The following is a 26,122-nucleotide window of genomic DNA, read 5'->3' on the forward strand; positions in this document are numbered from 1 at the left end:
GGCCCCAACGGGACCGTGGTTCTCAGGCCTCGTCGACTGCCTCACCGGATGCCTCGGCCGCCTCAGCCGCCTCGGAACCCGGCCTGTTGGCGCCGACCCAACCTGCCATGTTGCGCTGCGGAGCCACGCTGATCGCCAGCGCGCCCGCCGGAATGTCCTTGCGGACCACCGTGCCAGCGCCTGTGTAGGCTCCGTCACCAATCCTAACGGGCGCGACGAAGACGTTGTGCGAACCAGTGCGCACATGCGAACCCACGATCGTGCGGTGCTTGTTGACGCCGTCGTAGTTGGCCGTGATCGTGCCGGCACCCACGTTCGAACCGACACCCACCTCGGTGTCGCCAATGTAGCTGAGGTGCGGCACCTTGCTGCCATCGCCGATCTTCGCGTTCTTCGTCTCGACGAAGGTGCCGATCTTGCCGTCAGCGCCGAGGACGGTGCCCGGCCGCAGGTAAGCGAAGGGGCCGACACTCGCGCCCGCGCCGATGACCGCCAGCGTGGCATCCGTGCGCTTGACGACGGCGTTCTCGCCGACCTCGCAGTCCACGAGCGTCGTGTCAGGGCCGACAACCGCACCGCGCTCGATCGTCGTGGTGCCGCGGATCTGTGTGCCCGGCAACAGCTCGACATCCTCAGCCAGCGTGGCATCCGCGTCGATCCACACCGAGGCCGGGTCGAGGATCGTCACACCAGCCACCTGCCAGCGACGGATGATGCGGGCATTCAGCTCCCGCGCCGCCGCCGCCAACTGCACCCGGTCGTTGATGCCAGCGACGAGCCACGGGTCGCGCACCGAGACCGCCTCGATGCGGCCACCCGACTGCCGGATCACGGCCGCGGCATCCGTCAGGTACTTCTCGCGCTGCGCGTTCTGCGTGCCCACCTGGCGGAGGGCCTCCCGCAGGGGACCCGCCGAGAACACATAGACCCCCGCGTTGACCTCGCGCACCGCGAGCTGCTCAGACGAGGCGTCCTTGTGCTCCACGATCTCCTCGAAGAGGCCATCCGCCGAACGGACGATGCGGCCGAAACCGGAGGGGTCATCGAGGATCGCCGACAGCATCGTGAGCGCGTTGCCCTCATGCTGGTGCGCCGACACGAGCGAGCGCAGGGTTGCTGCATCCAGGAGCGGAACATCGGCGCTCAGCACCACGACACGACCCTCGAAGTCGGCCGGCAGTGCCTCCAGTGCCACCTCAACCGCGCGACCGGTGCCCGGCACCTCGTCCTGGTCGACGATGATCGCGTTCGGGGACCGGCGCAGCACCTCGCCAGCGACCGCGTCCCGCTCATGGCGCACGACCGTCAGGATGTGCGCCGCGCCCAACTCCTCCGCCGTCGACAACACGTGGCCCACGAGCGGCACACCCGCGAGGGTATGCAGCACCTTCGCCTTCGCCGACTTCATGCGGGTGCCCTGGCCGGCCGCCAGGATGATGACGGCGAGAGACTGGTCGGTCATGGTGCTCCTTTTGCGGCACTCGGGTATTCGAGTGTCCTTCCGGGCTGAAAACTGATCCGCCTGCGGCGGATGCGCTCCGCGCACGGAGCCGGTTGAAATCGCTCCGCGATTTCAACTGGCTCCGCCCCCAGGATTCGAACCTGGTCCTAACAGTTCCAAAGACTGCCGTGCTGCCGTTACACCAGGGCGGACCGTGCCACCCCACAACGCAGGGGCGGACACGAGAGACAAGTCTGCCAGAAGAGAACCAAAGGAAGCCGCCGAGATCCACCGCTCGGGATAATGGGGACCATGCCCGCACGCGACAACCCCGACCGGCTCGACGAAGTTGATCGCATCGTCGACGCCTGGCAACGGGAACGGCCAGACCTCGACTTCGCCCCGCTCCAAGTGCTCAGCCGGGTCGGCCGCCTCGCCCGCCACCTCGACCGCGCCCGCCGCACGGCCTTCGCGGCATCCGGCCTCGAATCATGGGAATTCGACGTGCTCTCCGCCCTTCGGCGCGAAGGTGAGCCCTACCAGCTCAGCCCCAAGTCGCTCCTGCAGCAGACCCTCGTCTCCTCTGGCACCATGACCAACCGCATCGACCGCCTCGTCGAGCGCGGACTCGTCACCCGCAACGCCGACCCGCGCGACCGCCGCAGCGTGCTCGTCACCATGACCGGGGAAGGCCGCGCCCGCGTTGACACGGCGATCACGCAACTCCTCGAATCGGAGCGGGCCCTCCTCGCCGCGCTGCCGGATGCCGAACACGAACGACTCGCCGACCTGCTGCGGGTGCTCAGCCTCGACTTCGACTGAACAGTCAGGCCGCCCTACGCCTCTCATCTCTCATCTCTCATCTCTCATCTCTCATCTCTCATCTCTCGGCCCAGTGGCCAAAGTTTCGGCTTACCGGAGCGATGAAGGTGAAAGTTTGGCCACTCACAGGGATCCGGCTGAGCTCTGAGGTTAAGGAGGCTCGGGCGTAGGTGAACGTCAGGCGCGCGAGGCGCAGTCCACGCAGAGCGTCGCCCACGGGCGCGCCTCGAGGCGGGCCTCCGGGATGTCACGGCCGCACGACTCGCACACGCCGAAGCCAGGGGCACCCAGGCGGAGGAGCGCGGCATCCGTCTCCGCAAGGCGAGACCGCGACTGCCGCAGCAACGCGTCGGACTGGGAGCGCTCGAACGCGATCGTCGAGCCCTCAGGGTCGTGCTCGTCGTCGACATTGGAGTCCTGACGGGCGTCAACGATGCGGCGGATGTCTTCGCCGAGTCCCGCCATGAGGCGCAGGGTGGACTCGCGCTCGGCAAGCAACTGCTCGCGAAACTGCTCGAGCCGCGCATCCGTGAACCTGGGTGTCATGTCCCGAGTATGCCCTGACGCCACTTGCTTGGCACCAAACGGCCTCGGCGGTGTGGGCGCGGGGCCGGCGTCAGCGGCGCAGCACGCGACGGGCGAGCCAGTTGGCGAAGAACTGCACGAGCTGCACGATCAGGATGATGACAATCACTGCCGCCCAGGTGACAACCGGCTCGAACTGGCGGTAGCCGTAGAGGATCGCGAAGTTGCCCAGCCCACCGCCGCCGATGAAGCCGGCGACGGCCGTCATGTCGACGATCGCGACGAAGACGAAGGCGTAGCCCAGGATGAGCGGCCCGAGCGCCTCGGGCAGCAGGAGGGTGCGGATGATCCGCCACGGCCCCGCGCCGACCGAACGCGCCGCCTCGATCACGCCCGGCTGCACCGTCAGCAGGTTCTGCTCGACGATGCGGCTGATGCCGAAGACAGCGGCGAGGGCAATCGAGAAAATGATGGCGGGGTCGCCGATTCCAGTGCCAACGACCGCGCGGGCGAGCGGCTGCACGGCCGCGAGGAAGATGATGAACGGGATCGGGCGGAAGGTGTTGACGAGCACGTTCAGCACCGTGTTGACGACGCGGTTCGGCAGGAGACCGCCGGCGCGGGTCACGTAGAGGCCGAGCCCGACGATGAGACCCCCCAGACCGCCGAAGAGCATGCACAGGGCGACGATGTAGAGCGTCTCGAAGGTCGCGTCGAGCAATTCTGGGAGCAGGTTGATCAGCGCATCCATCAGCGCACCTCCGTCACGGTGACGGTCTGCTCGATCGCCGCAAGCGCCGCGTCAATGCGGTCACCCTTGAGCGCGAGCGTCAGGTGCCCGAAGGTGCGACCCTGGATCTCGTTGACCCCGCCGTAGACGAGCTCGAAGGTCACGCCATGGTTCGCGAACTCGAGGAACACCTCCGACTGGCTCACCCCGCCGTCCGCGAAAGACACCGTCACGATGCGACCCGGATGCTTGAGCCGCAGCTGCTCGAGCGCCTCCCGCTCTGGGACCGCGCGGATGACGGTCGAGACGAAGCGCTTGGCGGCATCCGTCTGCGGGTCGGAGAAGACGTCGAAGACGCTGCCCTGCTCGATGACGCGGCCGGAGTCCATGACGGCGACACGATTGGCCACCGCCTTGATGACCTCCATTTCGTGCGTGATGAGCACGATGGTGATGCCGAGCTCCCGATTGACCTTCTTGAGGAGCGCGAGCACCTCAGTTGTCGTCTCGGGGTCGAGCGCGCTCGTCGCTTCGTCGGCGAGAAGGATCTTGGGGCTCGTCGCCAAGGCGCGCGCGATGCCGACGCGCTGCTTCTGGCCGCCCGAGAGCTGGTCGGGGTAGCTGCGTGCCTTGTCGGCGAGCCCGACGAACTCGAGCATCTCGGTGACCCGTGCCTTGCGCTCAGCGGCGGGCATCCCGGCCACCTGGAGCGGGTATTCGACGTTGCCGGCGACCGTGCGCGAGTTGAAGAGGTTGAACTGCTGGAAGATCATGCCGATGCCGCGACGCACATCGTGCAGCTGGCGCTCGCGCAGCCCGCTGATCACCCGGCCGTCGACCTCGACCGTGCCGCTCGTAACCGGCTCGAGCGCGTTGATGAGCCGCACAAGCGTGCTCTTGCCCGCGCCCGAGTAGCCGATGATGCCGAAGATGTCGCCCGCCTCGATGTCGAGGCTGACGTTGTCGACCGCGAGGAGCGGCGCCGCACCGCGCTTGGAAGCCGGGTACGACTTTGAGACCTCGCTGAGTCTCACGATCGGCATGGGGGCTGCTTTCGTCATACGGGGAATCAGTACGGCGGCGGATGCTCCGAGAAGCATCCGCCGCCGGCTACTGCATAAAGGCTACTCGTTGGCCTCGACGTCGGCCTCGACCTTGGCGAGGGCATCCTCGAGCTCGGACGCCGGAGTGTCGACGAGGATGGCCGTGCCGCCCGAGACCTCAAGCACGCCGTCCTGCACGGCCTGCGTCGACTGGTAGATCTCGACGAGGCGCTGGAAGAGCTCGTTGTCCTTATCGTCGGCGCGGGCCGCGAAAATGTTGATGTAGGCCTGCGCGGCGGGGTCGCTGGGGTCGTCGACCGCGATCGCGCTGAGCGGGTCGATGCCCGCCTTGGTCACGAAGTCGTTGTTGACGACGGCCGCCGCGACGTCGGCGAGCGAGGTCGCCGTGAACGAGGCATCCGCTGCCTTGACCTCGACGCGAGACGAGTCCTCGATGTCGGCGAGGGTCGAGAAGATGCTGCCGCCGTCCTTGAGGTCGATGAGGCCGGCGGACTGCAACACGAGGAGAGCGCGGGCCTGGTTGCTCGTGTCGTTCGGCACGATGACCTGCTCACCGTCCTTGATGTCGTCGACCGAGTCGTACTTCTGCGAGTAAAGCCCGAGCGGGTAGATCGCGGTCGCGCCGATCGGCACGAGGTCATCGCCGGATGCCACGTTGTGCTGCGCGAGGAAGATGACGTGCTGGAACTGGTTCAGGTCGAGCTCACCCGCAGAAAGGGCGGGATTCGGCTGGTTGTAGTCAGCGAAATCGATGATCTCGACGTGGATGCCCTCCTCCTCGGTCGCCTCGAGGTAGGCGTCCCAGTAGGGGTCGCTCGCGCCGACGACGCCAAGCTTGACCGGGTTGGACTCGGAGCCGAGCTCCGCGTCGGAATCAGACGAGGCGCAGGCGGCGAGGCCGGTGAGGAGCGCGGTCGCGGTAGCGACGGCAGCGAGCTTCTTGACGAGGGACATGGGTGGTGCCTTTCAGTGGAGCGGGGATATCCAGTGTCATCCGTGTGCGGAGCATCGCCGAATCAGGTGACGAACTGTGACAGCCGACCGCGCCATCAGCCCTCGAGGAGCTCGGTGAGTTCGAGCCAGCGGGTCTCGAGCGCCGCGGCATCCGTTTCAAGCTTCGACAGTTGCGCCGAGAGCGCGCCGAGACCCTCGTAATCGTTCTGGTCGTGGGCCGCCATCTGGGCGTGCACTGCGTCTACCTTCTGGCCCGACTTCTCGAGCTTGCGCTCGACCGAGGCGAGCTCCTTCTGCGCATTGCGGAGCTCGGCGCCCGAGAGGCCGGGCGCCTTCTTCGCCGGCGCCGTCGCCGCCTTGGTGGCCGAGGGAGCGTCGGATGCCGCATCCGCCGCCGTGCGGATCTTCAGGTACTCCTCGACGCCGCCCGGCAGGTGACGCAGGTGTCCGCCGAGCACGGCGTACTGCTGGTCGGTCACACGCTCGAGGAGGTAACGGTCGTGGCTCACGACGAGCAGCGTGCCGGGGAAGGAGTCGAGCAGGTCCTCCATGGCGGCGAGCATGTCGGTGTCGAGGTCGTTGGTGGGCTCGTCGAGGATGAGCACGTTGGGCTCGTCGAGGAGGATGAGCAGCAGCTGCAGGCGACGCTTCTGGCCACCCGACAGGTCTTTGATGGGGGTGCTGAGTTGGGCGCTGTCGAATCCGAGGCGCTCAAGCAGCTGGCCCGGCGTAACCTCCTTGCCGCCCGCGACGTAGGACGACTTCTGGCGCCCGATGACGGTGCGCACGGGTTCGTTCTGCACTTCGGCCAGCTCCGCGAGTTGCTGGTCGAGGATGGAAATCTTGACGGTCTTGCCCCGCTTGACGCGTCCACTCGTCGGTTCGACCGAGCCCGCGATGAGGCCGAGCAGTGTCGACTTGCCTGCACCATTGACGCCCAGGATGCCCGTGCGCTCGCCCGGCGCAATGCGCCACTCGATGTCGCGCAGCACGGTCTTCTCGCCGAACTGCACCCCAACATCGAGCAGGTCGACGACGTCCTTGCCGAGTCGCTGCATCGCCATCGACTGCAGGCTCACCTTGTCGCGCACGGGCGGCTCGTTCGCGATCAACTCGTTCGCGGCGTCGATGCGGAACTTCGGCTTCGCCGTGCGGGCCGGGGCGCCGCGCCGCAGCCAGGCAAGCTCCTTCTTCATGAGGTTCTGGCGCTTCGCCTCCGTGACGGATGCCATGCGGTCGCGCTCGACGCGCTGCAGGATGTACGCCGCGTAACCGCCCTCGAAGGGCTCGATGATGCGGTCGTGCACCTCCCACGTGGTGTTACACACCTCGTCGAGGAACCACCGGTCGTGGGTGACGACGATGAGGCCGCCCTGGCCCGCCGGCCAGCGGCGCTTGAGGTGCTCGGCCAGCCACGCGATGCCCTCGACATCGAGGTGGTTGGTGGGCTCATCGAGGAACACGACGTCCCAGTCGCCGACCAGCAGCTTGGCGAGGCCGACCCGGCGGCGTTGGCCACCGGAGAGCTGGCCCAGCGTCGCATCCCACGGGATGCCGCCAAGCAGGCCGTCAATGACATCGCGGATGCGCGCATCCGAGGCCCACTCGTACTCCTGCTTGTCGCCCACGATCGACTCGCTCACGACGATCGAGTCGTCGAGCTCGTCGGCCTGGTCGAGCATGCCGATCGTCGTGCCCTTGCGCACCGTCACGCGGCCACTGTCGGGCTCGATGCGGCCCGCGAGCAGGCGCATGAGGGTCGACTTGCCGTCGCCATTGCGGCCAACCACGCCGATGCGGTCGCCCTCGTTGAGGCCGATCGTCACCGAGTCAAAGATGACGCGCGTTGGATATTCGAGGTGGAGGGACTCTGCCCCCAAGAGATGTGCCACGTGGGTCGACACTACCGGGCCCGGCCTGGGCGGCGGCCCGGTAGTGCCACAGCGGAAGACAGTCGCCTAGGCGAGCGGCTGCAGCGATTTCGGCACGAGGTACTCCTCGATGCCAAAGGGGCCCCGCTCTCTGCCATGCCCGGAGTTCTTTACCCCACCGAATGGCGCGTCCCAGGTCGCGGGCCTTCCGTTCTGAATCACCCCACCGGCCCGTATCGCCCGAGCCGCCGAGCTGAAGAGCCCGGGGTCGTCCGTCCATACCCGCGCCAACAGACCGAACTCGGTTCCGTTCGCGAGCGCGAGCGCCCCATCGATGTCGCCGTCGTCATAGGGCTGCACGGTCAGCACTGGACCGAACAGTTCTTCCTGCACGACCCCGAGGTCCTCACGCTCGGCGCGCAGGACCGTTGGCGGCACATACCAACCGTGCTCGGGGAGCGGCGCATCGACGCTCGCGACGACCGTCACCCCGCGTTGCGTCCGCGCCTCGGCGAGCGCGCGAAGCACCGACTGCTGCTGGGCGCGGCTGGCAAGGGGGCCAACGGTGGATGCTTGGTCCCCCGGGTCTGCGACGATTTGCGAGCCGATCACCGAGGCGAGCCTGGCCTCGACCTGGATGAGCGTGCTTCGCGGCACGATGAGCCGCGTGAGCGCGGCGCACGTCTGCCCGTTGTTCGACAGGGTGCTCGAGAGGGCGTGGACGGCTGCCTCCTCGGCCAGCGCGGCGTCGAGCACGACCGCGGCACTCTTGCCGCCGAGCTCCATTGTCGTTCGGGTGCCCGCAGCGGCGGCCCCCATAGCGACGGCGCGCCCCGTCGCGTTTGAGCCAGTGAACGAGACGATGTCAGCGGTCGGATGTCCCGCCACGAGCGCCCCGACGCGGGAGCCCGGACCCGTCACGAGGTTGAGCACGCCGGCGGGGAGCCCCGCTTCGGCAAAGGCGCTCACAATGCTGAACGCCGTGAGCGGTGCGACGCTCGGCGGCTTGAGCACGACGGAGCAGCCCGCGACGATCGCCGGTGTCACCTTGAGCGCAACCTGGAAGATGGGGTAATTCCAGGGCGTGATCGCTCCCGCGACGCCGGCCGGCTCGCGGATGACCATCGAGTCACCGATCGTCATGGTGTGATTCACGGTGGACTCCGCCCAGTCCGCCGTGAACCGCATGGCGTCGAGGCCCAGTTCTACCTGGATCGCGGAGGCGGACCGGCAGACAGTGCCGACCTCGCGCGTGATCGTCTCCGCGAGGTGTGGGCTGCGCGCGAGAATCTCGACGGCGTCACGCACAACGCGGACGCGTTCCTCCACCGGCACTCGAGCCCAGTCCGCCTGCGCCCGAGCGGCCGAGGCATACGCTCGATCCACGTCGTCGCCGTCGCAGTCGCGCACGAGCGCGAACACCCGGCCCGTACCGGAGTCGTCGACGGGCGAATGGCTGTCGCCGCCGGCTTTCTGGGCGGTGTTGTCGATCCAGAGCGACTCCTCGATGACGAGCGGGTCACCCAAAGCGGCCGCGTTCAGCAGTGCGTCAGTCATGAGTGCAGCATCACCCCTCGGAGGTTTCGACCGGCGGCGAGATCGTCAAAGCCGGGCTCGATCTCGTCGAGCGTGTAGTGCTTGGTCACGAGTTCGTCGAGTTTGAGCTTGCCGTCGCGGTAGAGCTCAATCAGGCGCGGGATCGTGTCGCGGAAGTTGGAGGAGCCAATCGCTGAGCCGCGAATCGACAGGTTCCGCAGCGCCATGGGCGCGATCGGCACATCGAGCCGGAAGGTCGCGGGGTCGCCAAGGGCCGCGATCGTCAGGTTTCCGCCCGGCACGAGCAGGGCGATGGCCTCGGCGGGAATGCTCGGCACCGCCGCCGTGAGGATGATCGCGTCGGCACCGCCCCGCCGCGTCGAGAGCAGTACGTCGCTCGCTTCCGCGAGACTCGCGTAGCCCGCGGTGGCGCCGAACGCGGCCGCCGCCTCAAGCTTCGCCTGCACGGGGTCGATCACGATGACTTCGCTCGCCCCCGCGATCTGGGCCCCCTGGCACGCGTTCATGCCGACGCCGCCCGCTCCGACGACAACGACGACATCGCCCGGGCGCACCTGCGCCGTATTCACAGCCGCGCCCCAGCCCGTGGGCACGGCGCAGCCGAGCACCGCGAGCGTGTGCAGCGGGATGTCCTTCTGCACGACGAGACACGATGACTGCGAGATAACGGCGTACTTCGAGAACGTGCCGAGCATCGCGGATGCCCCGTACCGCACGCCGTCGCGGTGGAACCGGAACTCTCCGCTCGGCAGCGCCCCAAGCATGGTGCGGCGGCTGAGCGCGCACACGTAGCTCTTGCCGACGGCGCAGAAGTCGCAGCGACCGCAGGACGGCCGGAACGAACACACGATGTGGTCCCCGACCGCGATGTCCTGGACTCCGACGCCGACCTCGCGCACGATGCCTGCGCCCTCGTGGCCGCCGACGATTGGGTATCGCACCTGCCCGCCGAGCGTGCCCTTGCGCATGCTCTCGTCCGACTGGCACAGCCCGGAGGCGACGAATTCGACCAGCAGTTCCCCCGGGCCGGGCGGGTCGAGTTGGAGGTCGATGAGTTCCCATTGCGCCCCTGAGTCGGTGATGACTGCGGCTCGTGTTGTCAGCATCCTGCTGTTCCTTTCGCTTGCGTTGTCGACGCTGTGCGGTTCGTGCTCAACCGTGCAGCGCCGGATCGATGTGGTTGAGGTCACGCCCGCGGCCGTCTTTCGCAGACATGACGGCGAGGAGGCACAGGAGGAGGAACGCGACCCAAGCGGCCCCGACGATGTAGATGTTGCCGCCCGTCGCGGCAAGGAACGAGGTGACCGCGAGAGGGAAGAGCCCCGCCCCGATTGTGGAGCTGAGCTGGAAGCACAGTGACGCTCCCGTGTAGCGCACGGCCGTCGGGAACAGCTCCGAGGTGTACGCCGCGAGCGGCCCGAGGATGGCGCCCTGGATGACCTCGGCGACGCCGACCCCGGCGACGAAACCACCGAGCGTGCCCGTGTCGACCAGCATCATCATGGGGACGGCCCACAGCATGGCGGCGAGGATCCCCCCGATGATGATCGGCTTGCGGCCGATCCTGTCGCAGAGAAACGCCGTGACGATAGCCGCGAGCAGCATGCCGATCGACGTGGCCGACTTGGCCCCGAGAATCGACGCCTGCTCAACGCCGAGAGATACGGAATGACTGACGGCCCACGCGTTCGCGAGACCGGAGATCGTGTGGTGGCTGACGACGGCCGCGAGGCCGATGAGCACCGCGAGGCGGTGGCGGCGGAGAATCTCAAGGAGGGGCACGCGGGGTGCGGCAGCGCGCGACTTGAGCTCCTTGAAGAGCGGCGTCTCTGCCACCCGCAGACGGATGAAGAGGGCGACGATCACGAGCACGGCACTGAGGAGGAATGGCAGCCGCCAGCCCCACGAGAAGAACTGTTCGTCCGGCAGGAGGGAGACGATCGAGAAGGCGCCGGCGGCCAGCACCGAGCCCAGAGGCGCGCCGAAGTTCGCGAAGGCACCCGCGAAGCCGCGCCGGTCTGGGTGCGCCGTTTCGAGGGCGATCAGCACGGCACCACCCCACTCGCCACCCACGGCGATGCCCTGGATGATCCGGAGCGCCACGAGCATGACGACCGCCATCTGGCCCACCTGGTCGGTCGTGGGCAAGACGCCGATGAGCACCGTCGCGCCACCCATGAGCAGCATGGATGCGATGAGCACCTTCTTGCGGCCGATGCGGTCGCCGAGGTGGCCGAAGATGATGCCGCCGATGGGCCGCGCCAGGTAACCGACGGCAAGGGTGCCGAACGACGCGATCGTCGCGGTGACAGGGTTGAGATCGGTGAAGAAGAGGCGTGAGAAGACGACGGCCGACGCGGTGACGTAGATCAGGAAGTCGTAGAACTCGATCGTGCTCCCGATGAAGCTCGATGCGAGGATGCGCCGCATCTGCGGCGACCTGAGCCCCGGCGCAGACGATGCCGGCGTGGTCTGAACGTCGATGTTCTGAGTCATAAGGATGTTCCATTCGAAGGAAGGTGAACTGCTCTAGACATCGTCAAACCTGCGGTACAACTGAAGCAAGCGGGTTCTTCCGAACGGGTTATTTAGGGGAGCTGAATATGCCAGCCTTCACACTCCGACAACTGGAGTTCTTCGTCGCGGTGGCCGAAACCGGATCGGTGTCGGCCGCCGCAAAGCACACGAATGCGTCGGCCGGCGCTGTCTCCCTTTCACTGCGCGAGCTCGAGCGGGCCGTCAAAGCGCAGCTGTTGTACCGCCGACCCGGCTACGGCACGACGGTGACCCCGACCGGGGCCGCTGCCTACCAGCACGCCAAACGGCTGCTTGCGAATGCCGAGAGCATCGAGGGACTGTCCCAGACGGACGAGGGCGCCCTCATCGGCGAACTCCGGATCGGCTGTTTCCCGACCCTCTCCCCCTGGATGGTTCCCCGCGTTATTGAGTTCTTCGCCCAGGAGCATCCCGCGATCGACGTGCAGCTCACCGAGGACGACTCCACATATCTCCAGGCGCACCTGCTGGCAGGAAAGCTCGACGCCGTCATCATGTATCGCAACGCCCTCGCGCCTGGCGTCGAAGCAGAACTGGTCGCGCCAGCCCGCGTGCAGGTTGTGCTCGCGGCTGATCATCCGCTCGCCGCCTTCGACGAGGTTCCGCTCGCCGCACTGCAGCCGGAGACCGCGATCGCCCTCGCACAGCCCGCCGCCACCCACTACCTTGAGGACGTACTCCGGGTGGCGGGCTTCATGCCCAACGTTCGCTGGCGGAGTTCCAACACCGAGACGATCCGCTCGATGGTGGCCCGGGGACTCGGCTACGCGCTGGTCATGGGTCGCCCGGTCGGCGACCGCACCTACGACGGGCTTCCCCTCGTGTACCGCCGCATTCAGGGCGACATCCCCGAGAACCCCGTCGTGATCGCGCGGCCCCGCGATGCACCTGTGACGCCGAAGTTCCGCGCGCTCGCGGACTTCTGCCGCCAGAAGTTCTCGCTCGAAGGAACCCCCGTGCAGTAGCTCAGTCGGCGATCACCCTGGCGCCGTGCACCGGACCCGTTGCCCGCACGGCGGCGAGGCGCGCCGCGCTGAGCGCGACCTGCAGTTCGAGGGCCGAATCGACGTCGGCTGCGAGGAACGCGATCGTCGGCCCCGAGCCCGAGACGATGCCAGCGAGGGCGCCGTTCTCCTCACCCAGCTCGAGCACCCGCGCGAGTCGCGGTTCCAGGTGAAGAGCGGGGGCCTGGAGGTCGTTGTGCATGGCATCGGCGAGCATCGCTGAGTCGCCCGCGCGCAGCGCCTGCAGCACGGCCGTGTCAACCGTCGGCTGCGGGGATGCGGGCGAGATGTCGAGGGCGTGGCGCTCCCGGTGCAGGTCGAGTTCTCGGTAGACCTCGGGGGTGCTCATGCCGAAATCGGCGAGCGCGAACACCCAGTGGAACTGGCCCTTCGCGAGGGCCGGGCTGAGCTCGTCACCGCGTCCCGTGCCGACGGCCGTGCCGCCCGTGAGGGCGAAGGGGACGTCGGCACCCAGTTGCGCCGCGAGCGAGTGCAATTCCTCCCGGCCGAGGTCGGTTCCCCAGAGGGCGTCGCACGCAATGAGGGTGGCCGCGGCATCCGCTGACCCTCCGCCCATTCCACCCGCGACTGGCACGTTCTTCTCGATCTCGAGCCGCACTCCCCCACGGTAGTCGGCGACGCGCGCGAGGAGGCGGGCGGCGCGGATTGCGAGGTTGCTTCCGTCGGTCGCGAGTGCAGAGGTGTCGATGCTGCCGCCGAAGGTGACGGAGAAGTCGTCCGCCGGATATGCCCTGACGTCTTCGTAGAGTGAGACGGCCTGGTAGGCGGTCGCGACGTCGTGGTAGCCGTCGTCGAGGAGGCAGCCAACGCGAAGGTAGACGTTGAGCTTGCCGGGGGCGCGGACGTGAACCTTCTCGGACCGGGCCAGCCTGCTCATGCAACCAACCTAGTGGACCGCGCTGTCTGCACCCTGCCGCCCGCGTGCCGGTCTCGCCGCACTAGCCTTCGAGCCGTGACAGGATGCCCGCGAGCTCCTGCGTCTCGGCGTCGAGCTGTTCCGGCGCGAGCCTGAGCCGGGTCAATGCCACGCGGCACCGCCCCACAGAGCCGAGCGGACCTCGACTGAGCGTCGCCAGGACCTCGGTGCCGTCTCCCAGTTTCCACCGAGCGGTGGGGTGTTCCGTCTCGTGGCTCACGGCACTCGGGGCGAGGCCGTAGTGGTCGCTCAGGAGGGCGATGGTGCGGTTGAGCGTGGCCCGCAATTCGCCCTCCACGGTCTTGCTCGAGCCGGCCGCGAACGTTCCGTCTGATTGCTGGCCGGGGATTCGGATGCCGCGTGCCTGTTCGTAGGCGACCGTGACACCCTGCGTCCACCACTGGCCGACGCCGTGCTCGCGGTGCAACCAGTCGGCGATCTCAGCGTGCGACCAGGTGGCCGCGTTCTCAGCATCGAGCAGCGCGAACCATTCGTTGCGCGTCTTGCCCGTAGCGGCGCGCATCTTGACGTCCGAGGCCCTGCTTGGCGCTATGGGAACCATGCCGCCACGATACGACGCTCTGCGCGCGCGTGAAAGGCCTGACTCGTCAGGCGCGTGTGATTGCGAGGAAGTCGTGCACCGTCAGCTGTTCGCCGCGCTCGGTCGGCTTGATGCCGGCAGCTTCAAGACGAGCGGATGCCGCGGCAGAGCCCCCCAGCACGCCCGCGAGCGACTGGCGCAGCATCTTGCGGCGCTGGCCGAATGCGGCGTCGACGAGTTCGAAGGTCGCGAGGCGCTCCTCCTCCGTGCCGAGCGGTTCCTCGCGCACCGTAAAGCCGACGAGGATCGAGTCGACGTTGGGCACCGGCCAGAAGACCTGGCGGCTGACGAGGCCCGCCGTGCGCCAGTGGCCATACCAGGCCGCCTTGACGCTCGGGCTGCCGTAGACCTTGCTGCCGGGCTCTGCGGCGAGGCGCTGGCCGACCTCGGCCTGCACCATCACGAGTCCAGAGGTGATGTACCTGAAATGCTCGAGGAAGTGCAGCAGCACGGGCACTGAGACGTTGTACGGCAGGTTCGCGACCAGGGTCTTTGGATGCCGCGGCAGCTCCATGATCGTCATGGCATCGTGCAGCACGACCGTGACATCGGCGCCCGGCTGCATCGTCTCGACCGTCTTGGGCAGTTGCCCGGCGAGGCGCGGATCGATCTCGACCGCGACGACGGGGGCGCCCGTCTCGAGGAGTCCGAGTGTGAGCGATCCGAGGCCCGGGCCGATCTCGACGACCGGGGAGTCACCGGTGACCCCCGCGGCCGCAACGATGCGGCGGACGGTGTTGCCGTCGATGACGAAGTTCTGGCCCAGCTTCTTGGTGGGCTGCAGGTCGAGGAGTTCAGCGAGGTCGCGGATCTCGGCCGGCCCCAGGAGTGCTTTCATGATTCAGGACCTGCCTTCCTGAGGCGAGAACTCCTGAGTTGGGAGCGAGAACTCCTGAGTTGGGAGCGAGAACTCCTGAGTTGGGAAAGGGAGGGCGCTCATGCGAGAGGGTGCGGCGCGAACTCGCTCGGGGCATCCAGCACGAGCGGCTCGTCGTCCCACGAGCCGTAGACGGCTTCCGTGTTGGAGGCGATGACCGCGGCGAGCAGCGAGTCTGGCACGCCGAGGTGATCGGCCATGAAGCGCAGCGTCGTCGGGATCATGTACGAGGCGTTCGTCTGCCCGCGATGCGGCGTCGGCGTCAGGTAGGGAGAGTCCGTCTCGATCAGGATGTGATCACGCGGCACGACCTCGAGGGCCTCGCGCAGGTTCGCCGCATTCTTGAAGGTGACGGTGCCCGCGAAGGAGAGGTACCAGCCCTCCTCGGCACAGAGTCGCGCCATCGTGGCGTCACCGGAGAAGCAGTGGAACACCGTGCGCTCGGGAGCGCCCACGCGCAGGAGGGTGGAGATGACCTCGTCATGCGCGTCACGGTCATGGATCTGGAGCGCCAGGTCGTGCTTCTTGGCGATCTCGATGTGCGCCTCGAAGGAGTAGAACTGGGCCGGGCGACCCACCTCGTCGGTGCGGTAGAAGTCGAGTCCCGTCTCCCCCACCGCGCGCACGCGGGGCCGCTGGGCGAGTTCCTCGATCTCGGCGAGCGACACATCCAGTGTGCCCGCACGGTCGAGCTCGGGGACGTCGTTCGGGTGGATGGCGACGGCGGCGAGCATCCGGGGTTCCCGCGCGGCCATCTGGGCCGACCAACGGGAGCTCGCGACATCCGTGCCCACCTGCACGACGCCCTTGACACCGACGCTCGATGCGAGATCGAGCGCCTCGCGGTAGTCGAGCAGCTCCGGCTCCCCCGAGGGCTGCCATGCCCCGTGTTCGAGGTGCGTGTGGTTGTCGTAGACGCCCACCGTGAGCGCCTCGGGCAGCGGGGGGTAGGTCATGTCTGCTCCTGTTCGACGCGCGGGAAGAGCGGCGGAAGCGTGTCGACGGTCGCGCCCGGCTGCAGCACGCCCCAGTTGCCCGCCTCGGTGATGAGCTGCTCCGTGAGGGGCGTCGTGAAGCCGAGTGCCGCCCAAAGCTTCGCGGTCGCCTCCGGGATGACTGGGGACAGCAGCACGGCGAGCGCGCGCAGTCCCTCGGCAGTCGTGTAGAGCACGGTGCCGAGCCGCTCGCGGGTCTCCTCGTTCTTGGCGAGCACCCACGGCTCGTTGATCGTGATGTAGCCGTTGAGATCGTCGACCAGCTTCCAGATCGCCTCGATCGCCTCGTGGATCGCCAAGCGCTCCATCGCGGCATCCGCCTTGGTCACGGCCGAGGCGAGCGTCTTCTGGATGGCGAGGTCAGCATCCGAGTACTCGCCCGGCTGCGGCACGCTGCCGTCGTAGTAGCGGTTGATCATCGCGATCACGCGGGAGGCGAGGTTGCCGAAACCATTGGCGAGCTCGGCCTGGTAACGGGCGGAGAGGTCCTCCCACGAGAAGGAACCGTCCTGGCCGAAGTTGATCGCGCTCATGAAGTAGTAGCGGAACGCATCGGCACCGAAGGTGTCGGTGATGTCGCTCGGTGCGATGCCCGTGAGCTTCGACTTCGACATCTTCTCGCCGCCAACGAGGAGCCAGCCGTGGCCGAAGACCCTCTTCGAGACGGGAAGGCCCGCCGCCATGAGCATCGCCGGCCAGATGACGGCGTGGAAGCGGGCGATGTCTTTGCCGACCAGCTGCACGGCCGGCCAACGCCGTTCGAAGTTCTCCTGGTCGGCACCGTAGCCGATCGCGGTGATGTAGTTGAGAAGCGCGTCAAACCACACGTAGAGCACGTGCGAGTCGTCCCAGGGCAGCTTGACACCCCAGTCGAAGCTCGAGCGCGAGATCGAGAGGTCGCGCAGGCCCTGCTGCACGAACTGGATGATCTCGTTGCGCACACTCTCCGGCTGGATGAAGTCGGGGTTGTCGCGGTAGAGCTTCAGCAGCGGCTGCTCGAAGTCGCTCATGCGGAAGAAGTAGTTGGTCTCCTTGAGCACCTCGACCGGGCGCGTGTGGATCGCGCAAACCTGCTGCCCCTCGAACTCACCTGTGCCCGGCACGAGGTCGCTTGGCTGCTTGTACTCCTCGCACCCGACGCAGTAGTGACCCTCGAATTCGCCCTGGTAGATGAAGCCGTCGTCGTAGAGCTTCTCGAGGAAGATACGCACGCCATTCTCGTGCCGCTCGTCGGTCGTGCGGATGAAGTCGTCGTTGGAGATGTTGATCGTCTCGAGCAGCGGCTTCCATGCCGTCTCGACGAGCCGGTCGGCCCACTCGCGCGGCGTCACGTTGTTGGCGACGGCCGTGCGCAGGATCTTCTGCCCGTGCTCGTCGGTGCCCGTCAACAGCCAGGTGTCGTCGCCGCTCTGGCGGTGCCAGCGGGCGAGCACATCCGCCGCCACCTCCGTGTAGGCGTGCCCGATGTGGGGAACGTCGTTGACGTAGAAGATGGGCGTGGCGATGTAGAAGGACTTGCCGGAGGACATGGCCTCAATCCTAAGCGGCACCCGTCACCGTGCGGCGAGCGCGCCTTCGTAGAGTTCGCGCTTGCTCAGGCCTGTCGCATCGGCGACCTCGGCCGCGGCATCCTTGAGCCTCGTTCCGGATGCCACGAGCTCAAGCACCTGCGCGACGCCATCATCGATCGACGCGACCGTCGGCGCGGCGCCCTCGATGACGACGACGATCTCCCCCTTGACGCCGTCGGCCGCCCAGTCCGCGAGCTCGGAGGCCGTGCCACGCTTGACCTCCTCGAACATCTTGGTGAGCTCGCGGGCGACGACGACCCGGCGGTCCGGGCCGAGGATGGCCGCGACATCCGCCAGCGCGTCGGCCAGTCGCTTGGGCGACTCGAAGAACACCATCGTGCGGGCCTCGCGCGCGAGCGCCGTGAAGGCCTTGCGGCGGTCGCCGCCCTTGCGCGGCAGGAAGCCCTCAAAGCAGAAGCGGTCGGTGGGGAGACCGGAGACGGCGAGCGCCGTCAGCACGGCGGAGGGGCCGGGCAGCGCCGTGACGGTGACTCCCGCAGCGGTTGCCGCGGCGACGAGCGGGAAACCGGGGTCGGAGATCGCGGGCATGCCGGCGTCAGAGAGCACGAGCACGTCGGACTCCCGGGCCAGCTCAACGATCTCTGCAGCCTTCGCGACCTCGTTGTGTTCGTGGAGGGGGATGAGACGCGGCCGGTTCTCGATGCCGAGCGCGCGCATAAGGTGCACGGTCGTGCGGGTGTCCTCGGCGGCGATCACCTCGGCACTCGCGAGGGCATCGCGCAGCCGCTGCGAGGCGTCGCCGAGGTTGCCGATGGGCGTCGCCGCGAGGATGATCATGGGCTCCATCCTCGCAGGCTCGGCGGGGTTGAATAGGGTGGGCGGGTGACCCGCCGCCTCGCCCGCCTGCCCGAGTGGCTGTGGCTGCTGGCCGTCACGATGCTCGCCGCGGTGCTGCGCCTGTGGAATCTCGGCCACCCGCGAGCGCTCGTCTTCGACGAGACCTACTACGTCAAGGACGCCTGGACGCTCCTCCACCTCGGCTACGAGGGCAGCTGGCCGGAGGGCGCCGACGAGGGCTTCGTGGCGGGGAACGTGGATACCTACAGCGATGAGGCCTCGTTTGTCGTGCATCCGCCGCTCGGCAAGTGGATCATCGCACTCGGCCTCAGTGCCTTCGGAGCCGAGGACCCGTTTGGGTGGCGCATCGGCATGGCGGTCGTCGGCGTCCTGGCAGTCGCGGTGCTGTGGCTGGTGGCGCGCATCCTGTTCCGTTCGCCGCTGCTCGCGACGATCGCGGGCGGGCTCATGGCGGTCGACGGGCACGCGATCGTCATGTCGCGCACGGCGCTGCTCGACAACGCGCTCATGCTGTTCACGCTGCTCGGCTTCCTCTTCGTGCTGCTCGATCGGCGCCAGAGTCGGGGCCGCCTGGAACGATGGATGCTGGAGCGCGAAAAGCGCGGACTCTCCCTCGACTGGGGCCCTGCCCTGTGGGCCCGCCCGTGGCTCGTGGCCGCCGGCCTCGCCTTCGGACTCGCGACTGCCGTCAAGTGGAGCGGGCTGTACTTCCTCGCGATCTTCGCCGTCTACACGCTCATCGTCGACGCGCTCGCGAGGCGACGGGCGGGCATCCCGTTCTGGTTCTCGGGCACCGCCCTCAAGCAGGCACCCGTGAGCTTCCTGCTGACGGTGCCGATCGCCGCCATCGCGTATGCCGCGAGCTGGGCGGGGTGGTTCCGCACGGGGGGCGGCTACTACCGGCAGTGGGCGGAGGGCAACCCCTGGGAAGGTGTGCTCTCGTGGGTGCCGCTCGACTGGCAGAGCTGGTGGCACTACCAAGTGAGCGCCTACAACTTCCACGTCGATCTCGGCACGGAACACGGCTGGGCGTCACCCGCGTGGCAGTGGCTGCCCATGCTGCGGCCCACGGCGTTCTACCGTGTCTACGCCGACGAGGGTGAGAACGGATGCTCGGTCGACCGCTGTGAGCAGTTCATCACGACCCTGCCCAACCCGCTCATCTGGTATCTGGCGGTGGTGGCACTCGGGCTGCTCGTGTGGCGGCTGCTGCGGCATCCGCGGTCCTGGCGTGCCGGGCTGATCCTGGTCGGCGTCGTCGCGGGGTGGGCGCCGTGGCTGCTCTACCCGGAGCGCACGATGTTCCAGTTCTATGCGATCGCTTTCCTGCCCTACATGGTGCTCGCGCTGACGTATGCGCTGGGCGTCGTGATGGGGCGGCCGTGGGAGGGCGAGTGGCGGCGGGCCACGGGCATCCGGGTCGTCATCGTGGTGCTGGCGCTCGTCGTGCTGCTGAGCGCCTACTTCTACCCCGTCTGGACGGGGATCATGCTGCCGGAACCCTTCATCCGCAGCCACTACTGGCTACCAGGGTGGCGCTAGGGCGTCAGCAGGATCTTGCCCGTGTGGGCGGACCCCTCCATGCGGCGGTGGGCATCCGCGACCTCGGCGAAGGAGAAGGTGCTGTCGACGAGGGGGCGCAGGCGGCCCTCCGCAACCCAGGGCCACACGTGCTCGCGCACGCCCGCGACGATCGCGAGCTTCTGTTCGAGCGGGCGGGCTCGCAGGGTCGTGCCCCAGATGCGCCCGCGCTTCACCATGAGGTGCGCCAGGTTGAACTCCGCCGGCACGCCGCTCTGGTTGCCGATGACCATGATTCGGCCATCCACGGCGAGCGCGCGGACATTGGATGCCGCGTAGGCACCACCCACGATGTCGAGGATCACGTTGGCCCCGGCGCCGTCGGTCTCCTCCTTGATGCGGGCGACGAAGTCCTCCTCGCGGTAGTTGATGAGGATGTCCGCCCCAAGCTCGGCGCAGGCCGCGAGCTTCTCGGCAGAGCCCGCCGTGACCGCCACCCGTGCCCCGCCGAGCTTCGCCATCTGGATCGCCGTCGTGCCGATGCCGCTGCCGCCGCCGTGCACGAGCAGCGTCTCGCCCGGCTGCAGCTCGGCACTCATGAAGACGTTCGACCAGACGGTGCAGAGGGTCTCGGGCAGCGCGGCCGCTTCGACGAGGTCGAGGTGCTCCGGCAGCGGGAGGGTGAGCCCCTCGTGCACGACGACCTCCTCCGCGTAGCCGCCACCCGCGAGCAGGGCACACACGCGGTCGCCGACACGGACGCCCGTGACATCCGGTGCCGTCTCGGTGACGGTGCCCGAGACCTCGAGACCCGGCCACTCGGGCGCCCCAGGAGGCGAGGGGTAGGTGCCCTGGCGCTGCGCGATGTCGGCGCGGTTGAGGCCCGCCGCCGCGACGCGGATGCGCACCTCGCCCCCGCCGAGAGGCAGGTCGTCGACCTCGCTCAGGACCAGGTTCTCGGGGCCGCCGGGCTCGCTGACGGTGATGGCACGCATGGGTTCCTCCCGTTGGATGTGTCACTCGCACGATACGCGTGACCGGCGGGCGTGGCACCGCGCCTGGTGTCACGAATGATCGGATTTCGGTCAGATGATCGTGCCGCGGCACCGTCATCTGACCGAAACGCAGTCATTCGCGGCGAAAGGAGCAGCGGTCGCGGTCGGTGCTGCCGCTCGCGGTCACACGACGTAACGCGGCCCGGGCTGTGTGGGAGGCTCGGATAGCCTGTGCCCTATGGCAGACCGGGACACGACCGACCGCGACTGGGGTTTCAAGACCCGCGCGATCCACGCAGGCAACATTCCAGACGCAGTGAGCGGCTCGCGCGCACTCCCCGTCTACAACTCGACGGCGTTCGTCTTCGACAACAGCGCGGATGCCGCGGCGCGCTTCGCCCTGCAGAAGTACGGCAACATCTACAGCCGCGTCTCCAACCCGACTGTCGCATCCTTCGAGGAGCGCGTCGCCAGCCTCGAGGGGGGCCTCGGCGCGGTCGCCACCGCGAGCGGCCTCGGCGCACAGTTCATCACCTTCGCTTCGCTGGCCGGCGCTGGCGACCACATCGTGGCATCCGCGAACCTCTACGGCGGATCCATCACGCAGCTGGATGTCACGCTGCGGCGCTTCGGCGTCGAGACGACCTTCGTCCAGTCGGCCAACGCCGAGGACTACGCGACCGCGATCAAGGACAACACGAAGGCGATCTTCGCCGAGACAGTTGCGAACCCCTCCGGCGAGATCGCCGACCTGGAGGCGCTCGCCGGGGTCGCGCACGCGCACGACCTGCCCCTCATCATCGACTCGACTGTCGCCACCCCCTACCTGTGCCGTCCCATCGAGTGGGGCGCCGACATCGTCACGCACTCGGCGACGAAGTTCCTCGGCGGGCACGGCACCGTGCTCGGCGGCGTGGTCGTCGAGTCGGGTCGCTTCGACTGGTCGAACCACCGCTTCCCCCTCTTCGACGAGGCGGTGCCGCACTACGGCGGGCTCAACTGGTACGGCAACTTCGGCGAATACGCCTTTCTCACCCGCCTGCGGGCCGAGCAGCTGCGCGACATCGGGCCCGTGCTCTCCGCGACATCCGCCGCCAACCTGGCGCAGGGGGTCGAGACGCTGCCGTACCGGATCCAGGCGCACGTCGACAACGCCCGCGCGGTCGCAGAGTGGCTGCGCGCCGACGACCGCATCGAGTACGTCAACTGGGCGGGCCTCGAGGAGCACCCGCACCACGACCGCGCGCTCAAGTACCTGAACGGCACTCCCGGCTCGGTCTTCGGCTTCGGCATCCGCGGCGGCCGCGCCGTCGGCCAGAAGTTCATCGAGTCCGTCGAACTCGCGAGCCACGTCGCCAACATCGGCGACGCGAAGACCCTCGTCATCCACCCCGCCTCGACGACCCACGCGCAGCTGACCGAGCAGCAGCTCATCGACGGCGGCGTCGGCGCAGGGCTGATCCGCATCAGCGTGGGTATCGAGGATGTCGACGACATCATCTATGACCTCGACCAGGCGCTCGACGCCGCACTGAAGGGAGCGTGAGCATGGTTTCGACAGGCTCAACCGGCGACACCGAGACCGTGCAGCTAGCGAATGGCCTGAGCTGCAGCATCCCGGCCTCCTCTCCCCTTGCGAAGCTGCTGAAGTCGCAGCGCACCTGGGTGGGCCCGACCGCGAAGCAGCGCCTCGGCATCCTGCGTCGCGCGAAGTCGATCGCGATCGTCGGCGCCTCACCCAACCCCGCCCGTTCGAGCTACTTCGTCGGCACCTACCTGCTGCAGTCGAGCGACTACCGCGTGTACTTCGTAAACCCGAACGCCGACGAGATCCTCGGCCAGAAGGCCTACCCCAACCTGGCCTCGCTGCCCGAAGTGCCCGACATCGTCGACGTGTTCCGCAAGGCGAGCGACATCCCCGCGGTGATCGACGACGTGCTCGCGGTCGGCGCGAAGACGATCTGGGTGCAGCTCGGCATCTACAACGAGGAGGCGGCCCGCTACGGCGAGGAGAACGGCCTCGCGGTCGTCATGGACCGCTGCCTCAAGGTCGAGCACGCCCGCTTCCACGGTGGCCTGCACCTGCTCGGCTTCGACACGGGTGTCATCTCGTCGCGCAAGGCGATCGCGTAGGCACCTCGATAATGTCGGCGGATGCTGGCACGATTCGGTCATGGACCAGCGACTGAGCCTCGTCACGCTCATTGTCGATGACGTCGAGCGTTCCCGTGCCTTCTACGTCGACGGCCTCGGGTGGGACCCCGAAGTGGCCGTCGATGGCGAAGTGCTCATGCTCCGCGTCGGCGAGCGTCTCGCGCTCTCCCTCTGGGACCGTGGGCACGCCGAGGCAGAGATCGGCACCGTCTCGCGGGACGGTTCCGCGCCTGTGACCCTGGCGCACAACGTCGCGAGCGAGGCCGAGGTCGACGCCGTCATCGCGGCGGCGCGGTCAGCGGGGGCGCGCATCCTGGCCGAGCCGCAGCGGCGGGAGTGGGGTGGATATTCCGGCTACTTCACCGACCCGGACGGCTTCCGCTGGGAGGTTGCGCACAACCCTGGACCGTTCGGCCAGTCGCTGTTGCCGTGAGCCGAGACGCCGCCTCAATAGGCTGACGGCATGACCCTGCTCCACGATCTCGGCTTCGCCGTCATCCGTTCCATGTCGGTGTCGGATATGAACAACAACGTGTACCTCGTCACGTCGCGCGCCTCAGGCGCGCAGGTGCTCATCGACGCCGCGAACGACTGGCCAGCCATCGAAGGGATGCTCGACGACGCTCGCGAGGACGCAGAGGTGGCGACATCCGTGCGGGCGATCGTGACGACGCACCAGCATCGGGACCACATCGGGGCCCTGGCGGAGGCGGGGCGCGCAACGGGCGCTCCCCTGCTTGCGGGGGCCGACGATGCCGACGCGATCGAGGAGCACACGGGGGTTGCGATCGACCGGCGGTTGTCGCATGGCGACACGGTCGGGGTCGACGGCCTCTCCTTTGGCGTCGTACACTTGCGCGGACACACCCCAGGGTCGGTCGCACTCGTGCTCGATGACACGAGCGGATCGACGCACCTGTTCACGGGCGACAGCCTGTTTCCGGGCGGGGTCGGCAACACGTGGGGCGACGCGAAGCGCTTCGAGCAGCTGTTCACCGACGTGAGCGAGCGACTCTTTGGAGCGTTCGACGACGACACGCACGTGCATCCCGGCCATGGTGCCGGAACGACCCTCGGGGCGGAACGCCCCCACCTCGGGGAGTGGCGGGCGCGCGGCTGGTAGTCGGGCCGGTTCACCCCCTCTCGTGGGGATGACCCGACCCGAAAGTTTCGCAAGACTCGATTTCCATGAGAACACGGCGGTCGGTCGATATCCCTCGAGACGCCGCATCGGTGTTCGGCTACCTCTCCCAGGTGGAGAACGAAGTCCAGTGGCGCGAATCCATCGTCGGGAGCCGGTACCGCCACGCAAGTGGGCCTGCTCTCGGGGTCCGCGGTGAGACCCGCGTCGAGATGGGCGGCCGGGGCGTCGTCATGCGCTGGGAGATCAGCGAGTTTGCACCGGGGACGCTCGTTGCATGGACTCTTGACGGTTCCCCCTGGAATGGCGGCGGCAGCTACCGGGTCGTGCCGACAGACGCGGGATGCCGCCTGACTGCCTCGCTCGAGGTCCGCCTCCACGGTGTCATGCGCGTGCTGGAACCGATCCTTTGGCTGCACTTCTCGCGAGGTCTCCGCGCCGACCTCGCAGCCGTGCAGGAACTGCTCTCGGGGTCGCCGCGACGGTAAGTTCGCGGCGGAGTGAGCCAGGTGGGCCGGTCGAGCACCTGTGGCCGACGCGGGCTTAACATTGCGACCATGAGCTACCCGCAGACCCTCAGCGGCGACGGCGGCCTCGAGCTGCCCGAGTTTGACTCGCCCCCAAGCGACCCCGGTGCGCTGCTCGTGACCTGGTTCTCGCGCGCCGAGCAGTTGGGCGCGCGAGAGCACCTCGCGGTCGCTCTCGCGACGGCGGATGCTGACGGCCGGCCTTCCACCCGCATGGTGCTGCTGAAACGAGTGGATGCCGCGGGCGTGACCTTCACGACGACCGCGACGAGCCGCAAGGGGCGCGAACTGGCGGGGCAGCCATGGGGCGCGATGACGGCGTATTGGCGTGAGACGATCCAGCAGGTGCGCCTGGCGGGGCCCGTGCGGAGGCTCAGCGAAAAGGAGTCCGACGCACTCTTCGCCGCGCGCCCCATCCCATCCCAGGCATCAGCGATCGCGTCCCAGCAGGGCGAGCCGCTCGACGACCCGGCCGACCTCGTGGCACGAGCGGCTGCCCTCGCCTCGTCACCTGAGGCGCTGCCCCGGCCCGAGTTCTGGTACGGCTACCGGCTCGAGCCCGAGGTCATCGAGTTCTGGCACGGCACCGTGCACCGGCTCCACCGGCGCCTGCTGTACGAACGCGACGGCGGGGCCTGGACGCACCGGCGCCTGCAGCCCTAGCGCGATCGCACCGGGGGAACTCAGCCCTTGTTGCGGTGCTCCCGAATCGCCTTGATCGCGAGCTGTGTCGCCGTGAAGACGAGAAGCAGCGCGAAGAGCACGCTGCCGAGCTGAGGGTCGACGAGGCCCGCGACCGCGATCCCGCCGAATGACGCCGGCACCGCGAAGAGGCCGATCGTGAGGGCCCCCTTCACGTCGGCATTGCCGTTGCGCAGGTTGTTGATCGTGCCCGTGATCGCCGTGGGAATCATCATGACGAGTGAGGAACCCTTCGCGACCAGGTCGCCCATGCCAAAGAGCACGATCATCACGGGAACCACGATGACGCCGCCGCCGACGCCGAGGAGCCCCGACAGGATGCCCGTGGCGAGCCCGACACCGGCGAGCGCGAACACTGAACCCAGCGAGAAGACGAACTCGCCGCCGCGGTCGGGCACCGTGAAGAAGAGGCTCACGGCCATGACCACCTGGAAAGCGATGAAGCCCCACCTGAGCCAGAGCTGCGAGATGCGTGCCAGGAGGGCCGTGCCGATGATGGAGCCGACGATGGCACCGGCCGCGAGGCATCCGGCGACAACCCAGTCGACGTCACCGTTGATGGCGTAGCCGAGCGAGCCCGCGATCGCCGTCGGCAGGATCGCCAGGAGCGACGTGCCGCTCGCGCGACGCTGCTGGTAGTGCAGCAGGATCACCAGGAGGGGCACGATGACGATGCCGCCGCCCACCCCGAAGAGGCCAGAGAAGAAGCCAGCAAAGATGCCCGCGAGGGCGAGGAGGAGCACGCGACGAATCTTCAT

Annotated in this window: 26 protein-coding genes and 1 tRNA gene; 9 read left to right on the top strand and 18 right to left on the bottom strand. The window is 68.0% G+C overall.

Features of this window, described 5'->3' with window-relative positions:
- Window positions 1-22: 22 nt before the first annotated feature.
- Window positions 23-1,462, bottom strand: coding sequence for a bifunctional UDP-N-acetylglucosamine diphosphorylase/glucosamine-1-phosphate N-acetyltransferase GlmU (gene glmU / locus FVA74_RS10575; protein WP_147722257.1), 1,440 nt, complete (start codon window positions 1,460-1,462; stop codon window positions 23-25).
- 116 nt (window positions 1,463-1,578) lie between these two features.
- A tRNA-Gln gene (locus FVA74_RS10580) sits at window positions 1,579-1,653 on the bottom strand.
- Window positions 1,654-1,753: 100 nt separating this feature from the next.
- On the opposite strand from FVA74_RS10580, the gene FVA74_RS10585 reads away from it, so the two are divergent.
- Complete coding sequence (locus FVA74_RS10585) at window positions 1,754-2,263, top strand: MarR family winged helix-turn-helix transcriptional regulator (protein WP_147722259.1); 510 nt, start codon at window positions 1,754-1,756, stop codon at window positions 2,261-2,263.
- A gap of 177 nt (window positions 2,264-2,440) precedes the next feature.
- Here the strand turns inward: FVA74_RS10585 and FVA74_RS10590 are convergent, their stop codons facing one another.
- The 8 genes from FVA74_RS10590 to FVA74_RS10625 all read right to left on the bottom strand — a co-directional run bounded on the left by FVA74_RS10590 (window position 2,441) and on the right by FVA74_RS10625 (window position 11,460).
- Window positions 2,441-2,809, bottom strand: a complete 369-nt coding sequence (locus tag FVA74_RS10590) for a TraR/DksA family transcriptional regulator (RefSeq protein ID WP_147722261.1) — start codon at window positions 2,807-2,809, stop codon at window positions 2,441-2,443.
- A gap of 70 nt (window positions 2,810-2,879) precedes the next feature.
- Complete coding sequence (locus FVA74_RS10595) at window positions 2,880-3,539, bottom strand: methionine ABC transporter permease (protein WP_147722263.1); 660 nt, start codon at window positions 3,537-3,539, stop codon at window positions 2,880-2,882.
- Complete coding sequence (locus FVA74_RS10600) at window positions 3,539-4,561, bottom strand: methionine ABC transporter ATP-binding protein (protein WP_147722265.1); 1,023 nt, start codon at window positions 4,559-4,561, stop codon at window positions 3,539-3,541. Before FVA74_RS10600 ends, FVA74_RS10595 begins: the two co-directional genes overlap by 1 nt.
- An 81-nt stretch (window positions 4,562-4,642) precedes the next feature.
- Complete coding sequence (locus FVA74_RS10605; protein ID WP_147722267.1) at window positions 4,643-5,536, bottom strand: MetQ/NlpA family ABC transporter substrate-binding protein; 894 nt, start codon at window positions 5,534-5,536, stop codon at window positions 4,643-4,645.
- A gap of 95 nt (window positions 5,537-5,631) precedes the next feature.
- A complete protein-coding gene (locus FVA74_RS10610; RefSeq protein ID WP_147722269.1) occupies window positions 5,632-7,428 on the bottom strand; it encodes an ABC-F family ATP-binding cassette domain-containing protein in 1,797 nt (598 codons plus the stop codon).
- A 66-nt stretch (window positions 7,429-7,494) separates the two neighbouring features.
- Window positions 7,495-8,964: an aldehyde dehydrogenase family protein gene (locus FVA74_RS10615; RefSeq protein ID WP_147722272.1), complete on the bottom strand. Its 1,470-nt coding sequence runs from the start codon at window positions 8,962-8,964 to the stop codon at window positions 7,495-7,497.
- Window positions 8,961-10,070: an alcohol dehydrogenase catalytic domain-containing protein gene (locus FVA74_RS10620; protein WP_147722274.1), complete on the bottom strand. Its 1,110-nt coding sequence runs from the start codon at window positions 10,068-10,070 to the stop codon at window positions 8,961-8,963. Before FVA74_RS10620 ends, FVA74_RS10615 begins: the two co-directional genes overlap by 4 nt.
- Window positions 10,071-10,116: 46 nt before the next feature.
- The gene (locus FVA74_RS10625; protein ID WP_147722276.1) at window positions 10,117-11,460 is read right to left on the bottom strand and encodes an MFS transporter; all 1,344 of its coding nucleotides are present in this window, start codon (window positions 11,458-11,460) and stop codon (window positions 10,117-10,119) included.
- 107 nt (window positions 11,461-11,567) lie between these two features.
- Here FVA74_RS10625 and FVA74_RS10630 point away from each other — a divergent pair, with 107 nt between their 5' ends.
- Window positions 11,568-12,485: a LysR family transcriptional regulator gene (locus FVA74_RS10630; protein ID WP_147722278.1), complete on the top strand. Its 918-nt coding sequence runs from the start codon at window positions 11,568-11,570 to the stop codon at window positions 12,483-12,485.
- Between the two features lies 1 nt (window position 12,486).
- On the opposite strand, the gene FVA74_RS10635 is transcribed toward FVA74_RS10630, so the two are convergent.
- From FVA74_RS10635 to rsmI, 6 genes are all read right to left on the bottom strand, one after another.
- Window positions 12,487-13,422, bottom strand: a complete 936-nt coding sequence (locus FVA74_RS10635) for a 4-(cytidine 5'-diphospho)-2-C-methyl-D-erythritol kinase (RefSeq protein WP_147722280.1) — start codon at window positions 13,420-13,422, stop codon at window positions 12,487-12,489.
- 61 nt (window positions 13,423-13,483) lie between these two features.
- Window positions 13,484-14,023 (bottom strand): DUF4287 domain-containing protein, encoded by a 540-nt coding sequence (locus FVA74_RS10640; protein WP_147722282.1) that lies wholly within the window; start codon window positions 14,021-14,023, stop codon window positions 13,484-13,486.
- A 46-nt stretch (window positions 14,024-14,069) separates the two neighbouring features.
- Window positions 14,070-14,900 carry a 16S rRNA (adenine(1518)-N(6)/adenine(1519)-N(6))-dimethyltransferase RsmA gene (gene rsmA, locus FVA74_RS10645; protein ID WP_147722284.1) on the bottom strand — a complete coding sequence of 277 codons (831 nt, stop codon included), beginning with the start codon at window positions 14,898-14,900 and terminating at the stop codon, window positions 14,070-14,072.
- A gap of 98 nt (window positions 14,901-14,998) precedes the next feature.
- Window positions 14,999-15,895 (bottom strand): TatD family hydrolase, encoded by an 897-nt coding sequence (locus FVA74_RS10650; protein ID WP_147722286.1) that lies wholly within the window; start codon window positions 15,893-15,895, stop codon window positions 14,999-15,001.
- Window positions 15,892-17,463 (bottom strand): methionine--tRNA ligase, encoded by a 1,572-nt coding sequence (metG, locus tag FVA74_RS10655; protein WP_147722288.1) that lies wholly within the window; start codon window positions 17,461-17,463, stop codon window positions 15,892-15,894. The genes FVA74_RS10650 and metG overlap by 4 nt, the downstream gene beginning before the upstream one ends.
- Before the next feature lie 24 nt (window positions 17,464-17,487).
- Complete coding sequence (gene rsmI / locus FVA74_RS10660) at window positions 17,488-18,303, bottom strand: 16S rRNA (cytidine(1402)-2'-O)-methyltransferase (RefSeq protein WP_147723189.1); 816 nt, start codon at window positions 18,301-18,303, stop codon at window positions 17,488-17,490.
- Between the two features lie 45 nt (window positions 18,304-18,348).
- Here rsmI and FVA74_RS10665 point away from each other — a divergent pair, with 45 nt between their 5' ends.
- Window positions 18,349-19,866, top strand: a complete 1,518-nt coding sequence (locus tag FVA74_RS10665; RefSeq protein WP_147722290.1) for a dolichyl-phosphate-mannose--protein mannosyltransferase — start codon at window positions 18,349-18,351, stop codon at window positions 19,864-19,866.
- Here the strand turns inward: FVA74_RS10665 and FVA74_RS10670 are convergent.
- The gene (locus tag FVA74_RS10670) at window positions 19,863-20,840 is read right to left on the bottom strand and encodes an NAD(P)H-quinone oxidoreductase (protein ID WP_147722292.1); all 978 of its coding nucleotides are present in this window, start codon (window positions 20,838-20,840) and stop codon (window positions 19,863-19,865) included. The genes FVA74_RS10665 and FVA74_RS10670 overlap by 4 nt on opposite strands.
- Window positions 20,841-21,078: 238 nt before the next feature.
- Here FVA74_RS10670 and FVA74_RS10675 point away from each other — a divergent pair, with 238 nt between their 5' ends.
- The 6 genes from FVA74_RS10675 (at window position 21,079) to pdxH (ending at window position 25,325) form a co-directional block, all read left to right on the top strand.
- Window positions 21,079-22,386, top strand: a complete 1,308-nt coding sequence (locus tag FVA74_RS10675) for an O-acetylhomoserine aminocarboxypropyltransferase/cysteine synthase family protein (RefSeq protein ID WP_147722294.1) — start codon at window positions 21,079-21,081, stop codon at window positions 22,384-22,386.
- 2 nt (window positions 22,387-22,388) lie between these two features.
- Window positions 22,389-22,973 (top strand): CoA-binding protein, encoded by a 585-nt coding sequence (locus FVA74_RS10680; protein ID WP_147722296.1) that lies wholly within the window; start codon window positions 22,389-22,391, stop codon window positions 22,971-22,973.
- A 40-nt stretch (window positions 22,974-23,013) separates the two neighbouring features.
- Complete coding sequence (locus FVA74_RS10685; protein WP_147722299.1) at window positions 23,014-23,427, top strand: VOC family protein; 414 nt, start codon at window positions 23,014-23,016, stop codon at window positions 23,425-23,427.
- A gap of 30 nt (window positions 23,428-23,457) precedes the next feature.
- Entirely contained in the window at window positions 23,458-24,117 is a 660-nt protein-coding gene (locus tag FVA74_RS10690) for an MBL fold metallo-hydrolase (protein WP_147722301.1), read from the top strand.
- A 65-nt stretch (window positions 24,118-24,182) separates the two neighbouring features.
- Window positions 24,183-24,623, top strand: coding sequence for an SRPBCC family protein (locus FVA74_RS10695; protein ID WP_147722303.1), 441 nt, complete (start codon window positions 24,183-24,185; stop codon window positions 24,621-24,623).
- Between the two features lie 69 nt (window positions 24,624-24,692).
- Entirely contained in the window at window positions 24,693-25,325 is a 633-nt protein-coding gene (pdxH, locus tag FVA74_RS10700; protein WP_147722305.1) for a pyridoxamine 5'-phosphate oxidase, read from the top strand.
- A gap of 20 nt (window positions 25,326-25,345) precedes the next feature.
- Here pdxH and FVA74_RS10705 read toward each other — a convergent pair whose 3' ends face one another.
- Window positions 25,346-26,122: a sulfite exporter TauE/SafE family protein gene (locus tag FVA74_RS10705; RefSeq protein WP_147722307.1), complete on the bottom strand. Its 777-nt coding sequence runs from the start codon at window positions 26,120-26,122 to the stop codon at window positions 25,346-25,348.

Source organism: Salinibacterium sp. dk2585 (genome assembly GCF_008001035.1).
Lineage (GTDB): Bacteria > Actinomycetota > Actinomycetes > Actinomycetales > Microbacteriaceae > Homoserinimonas.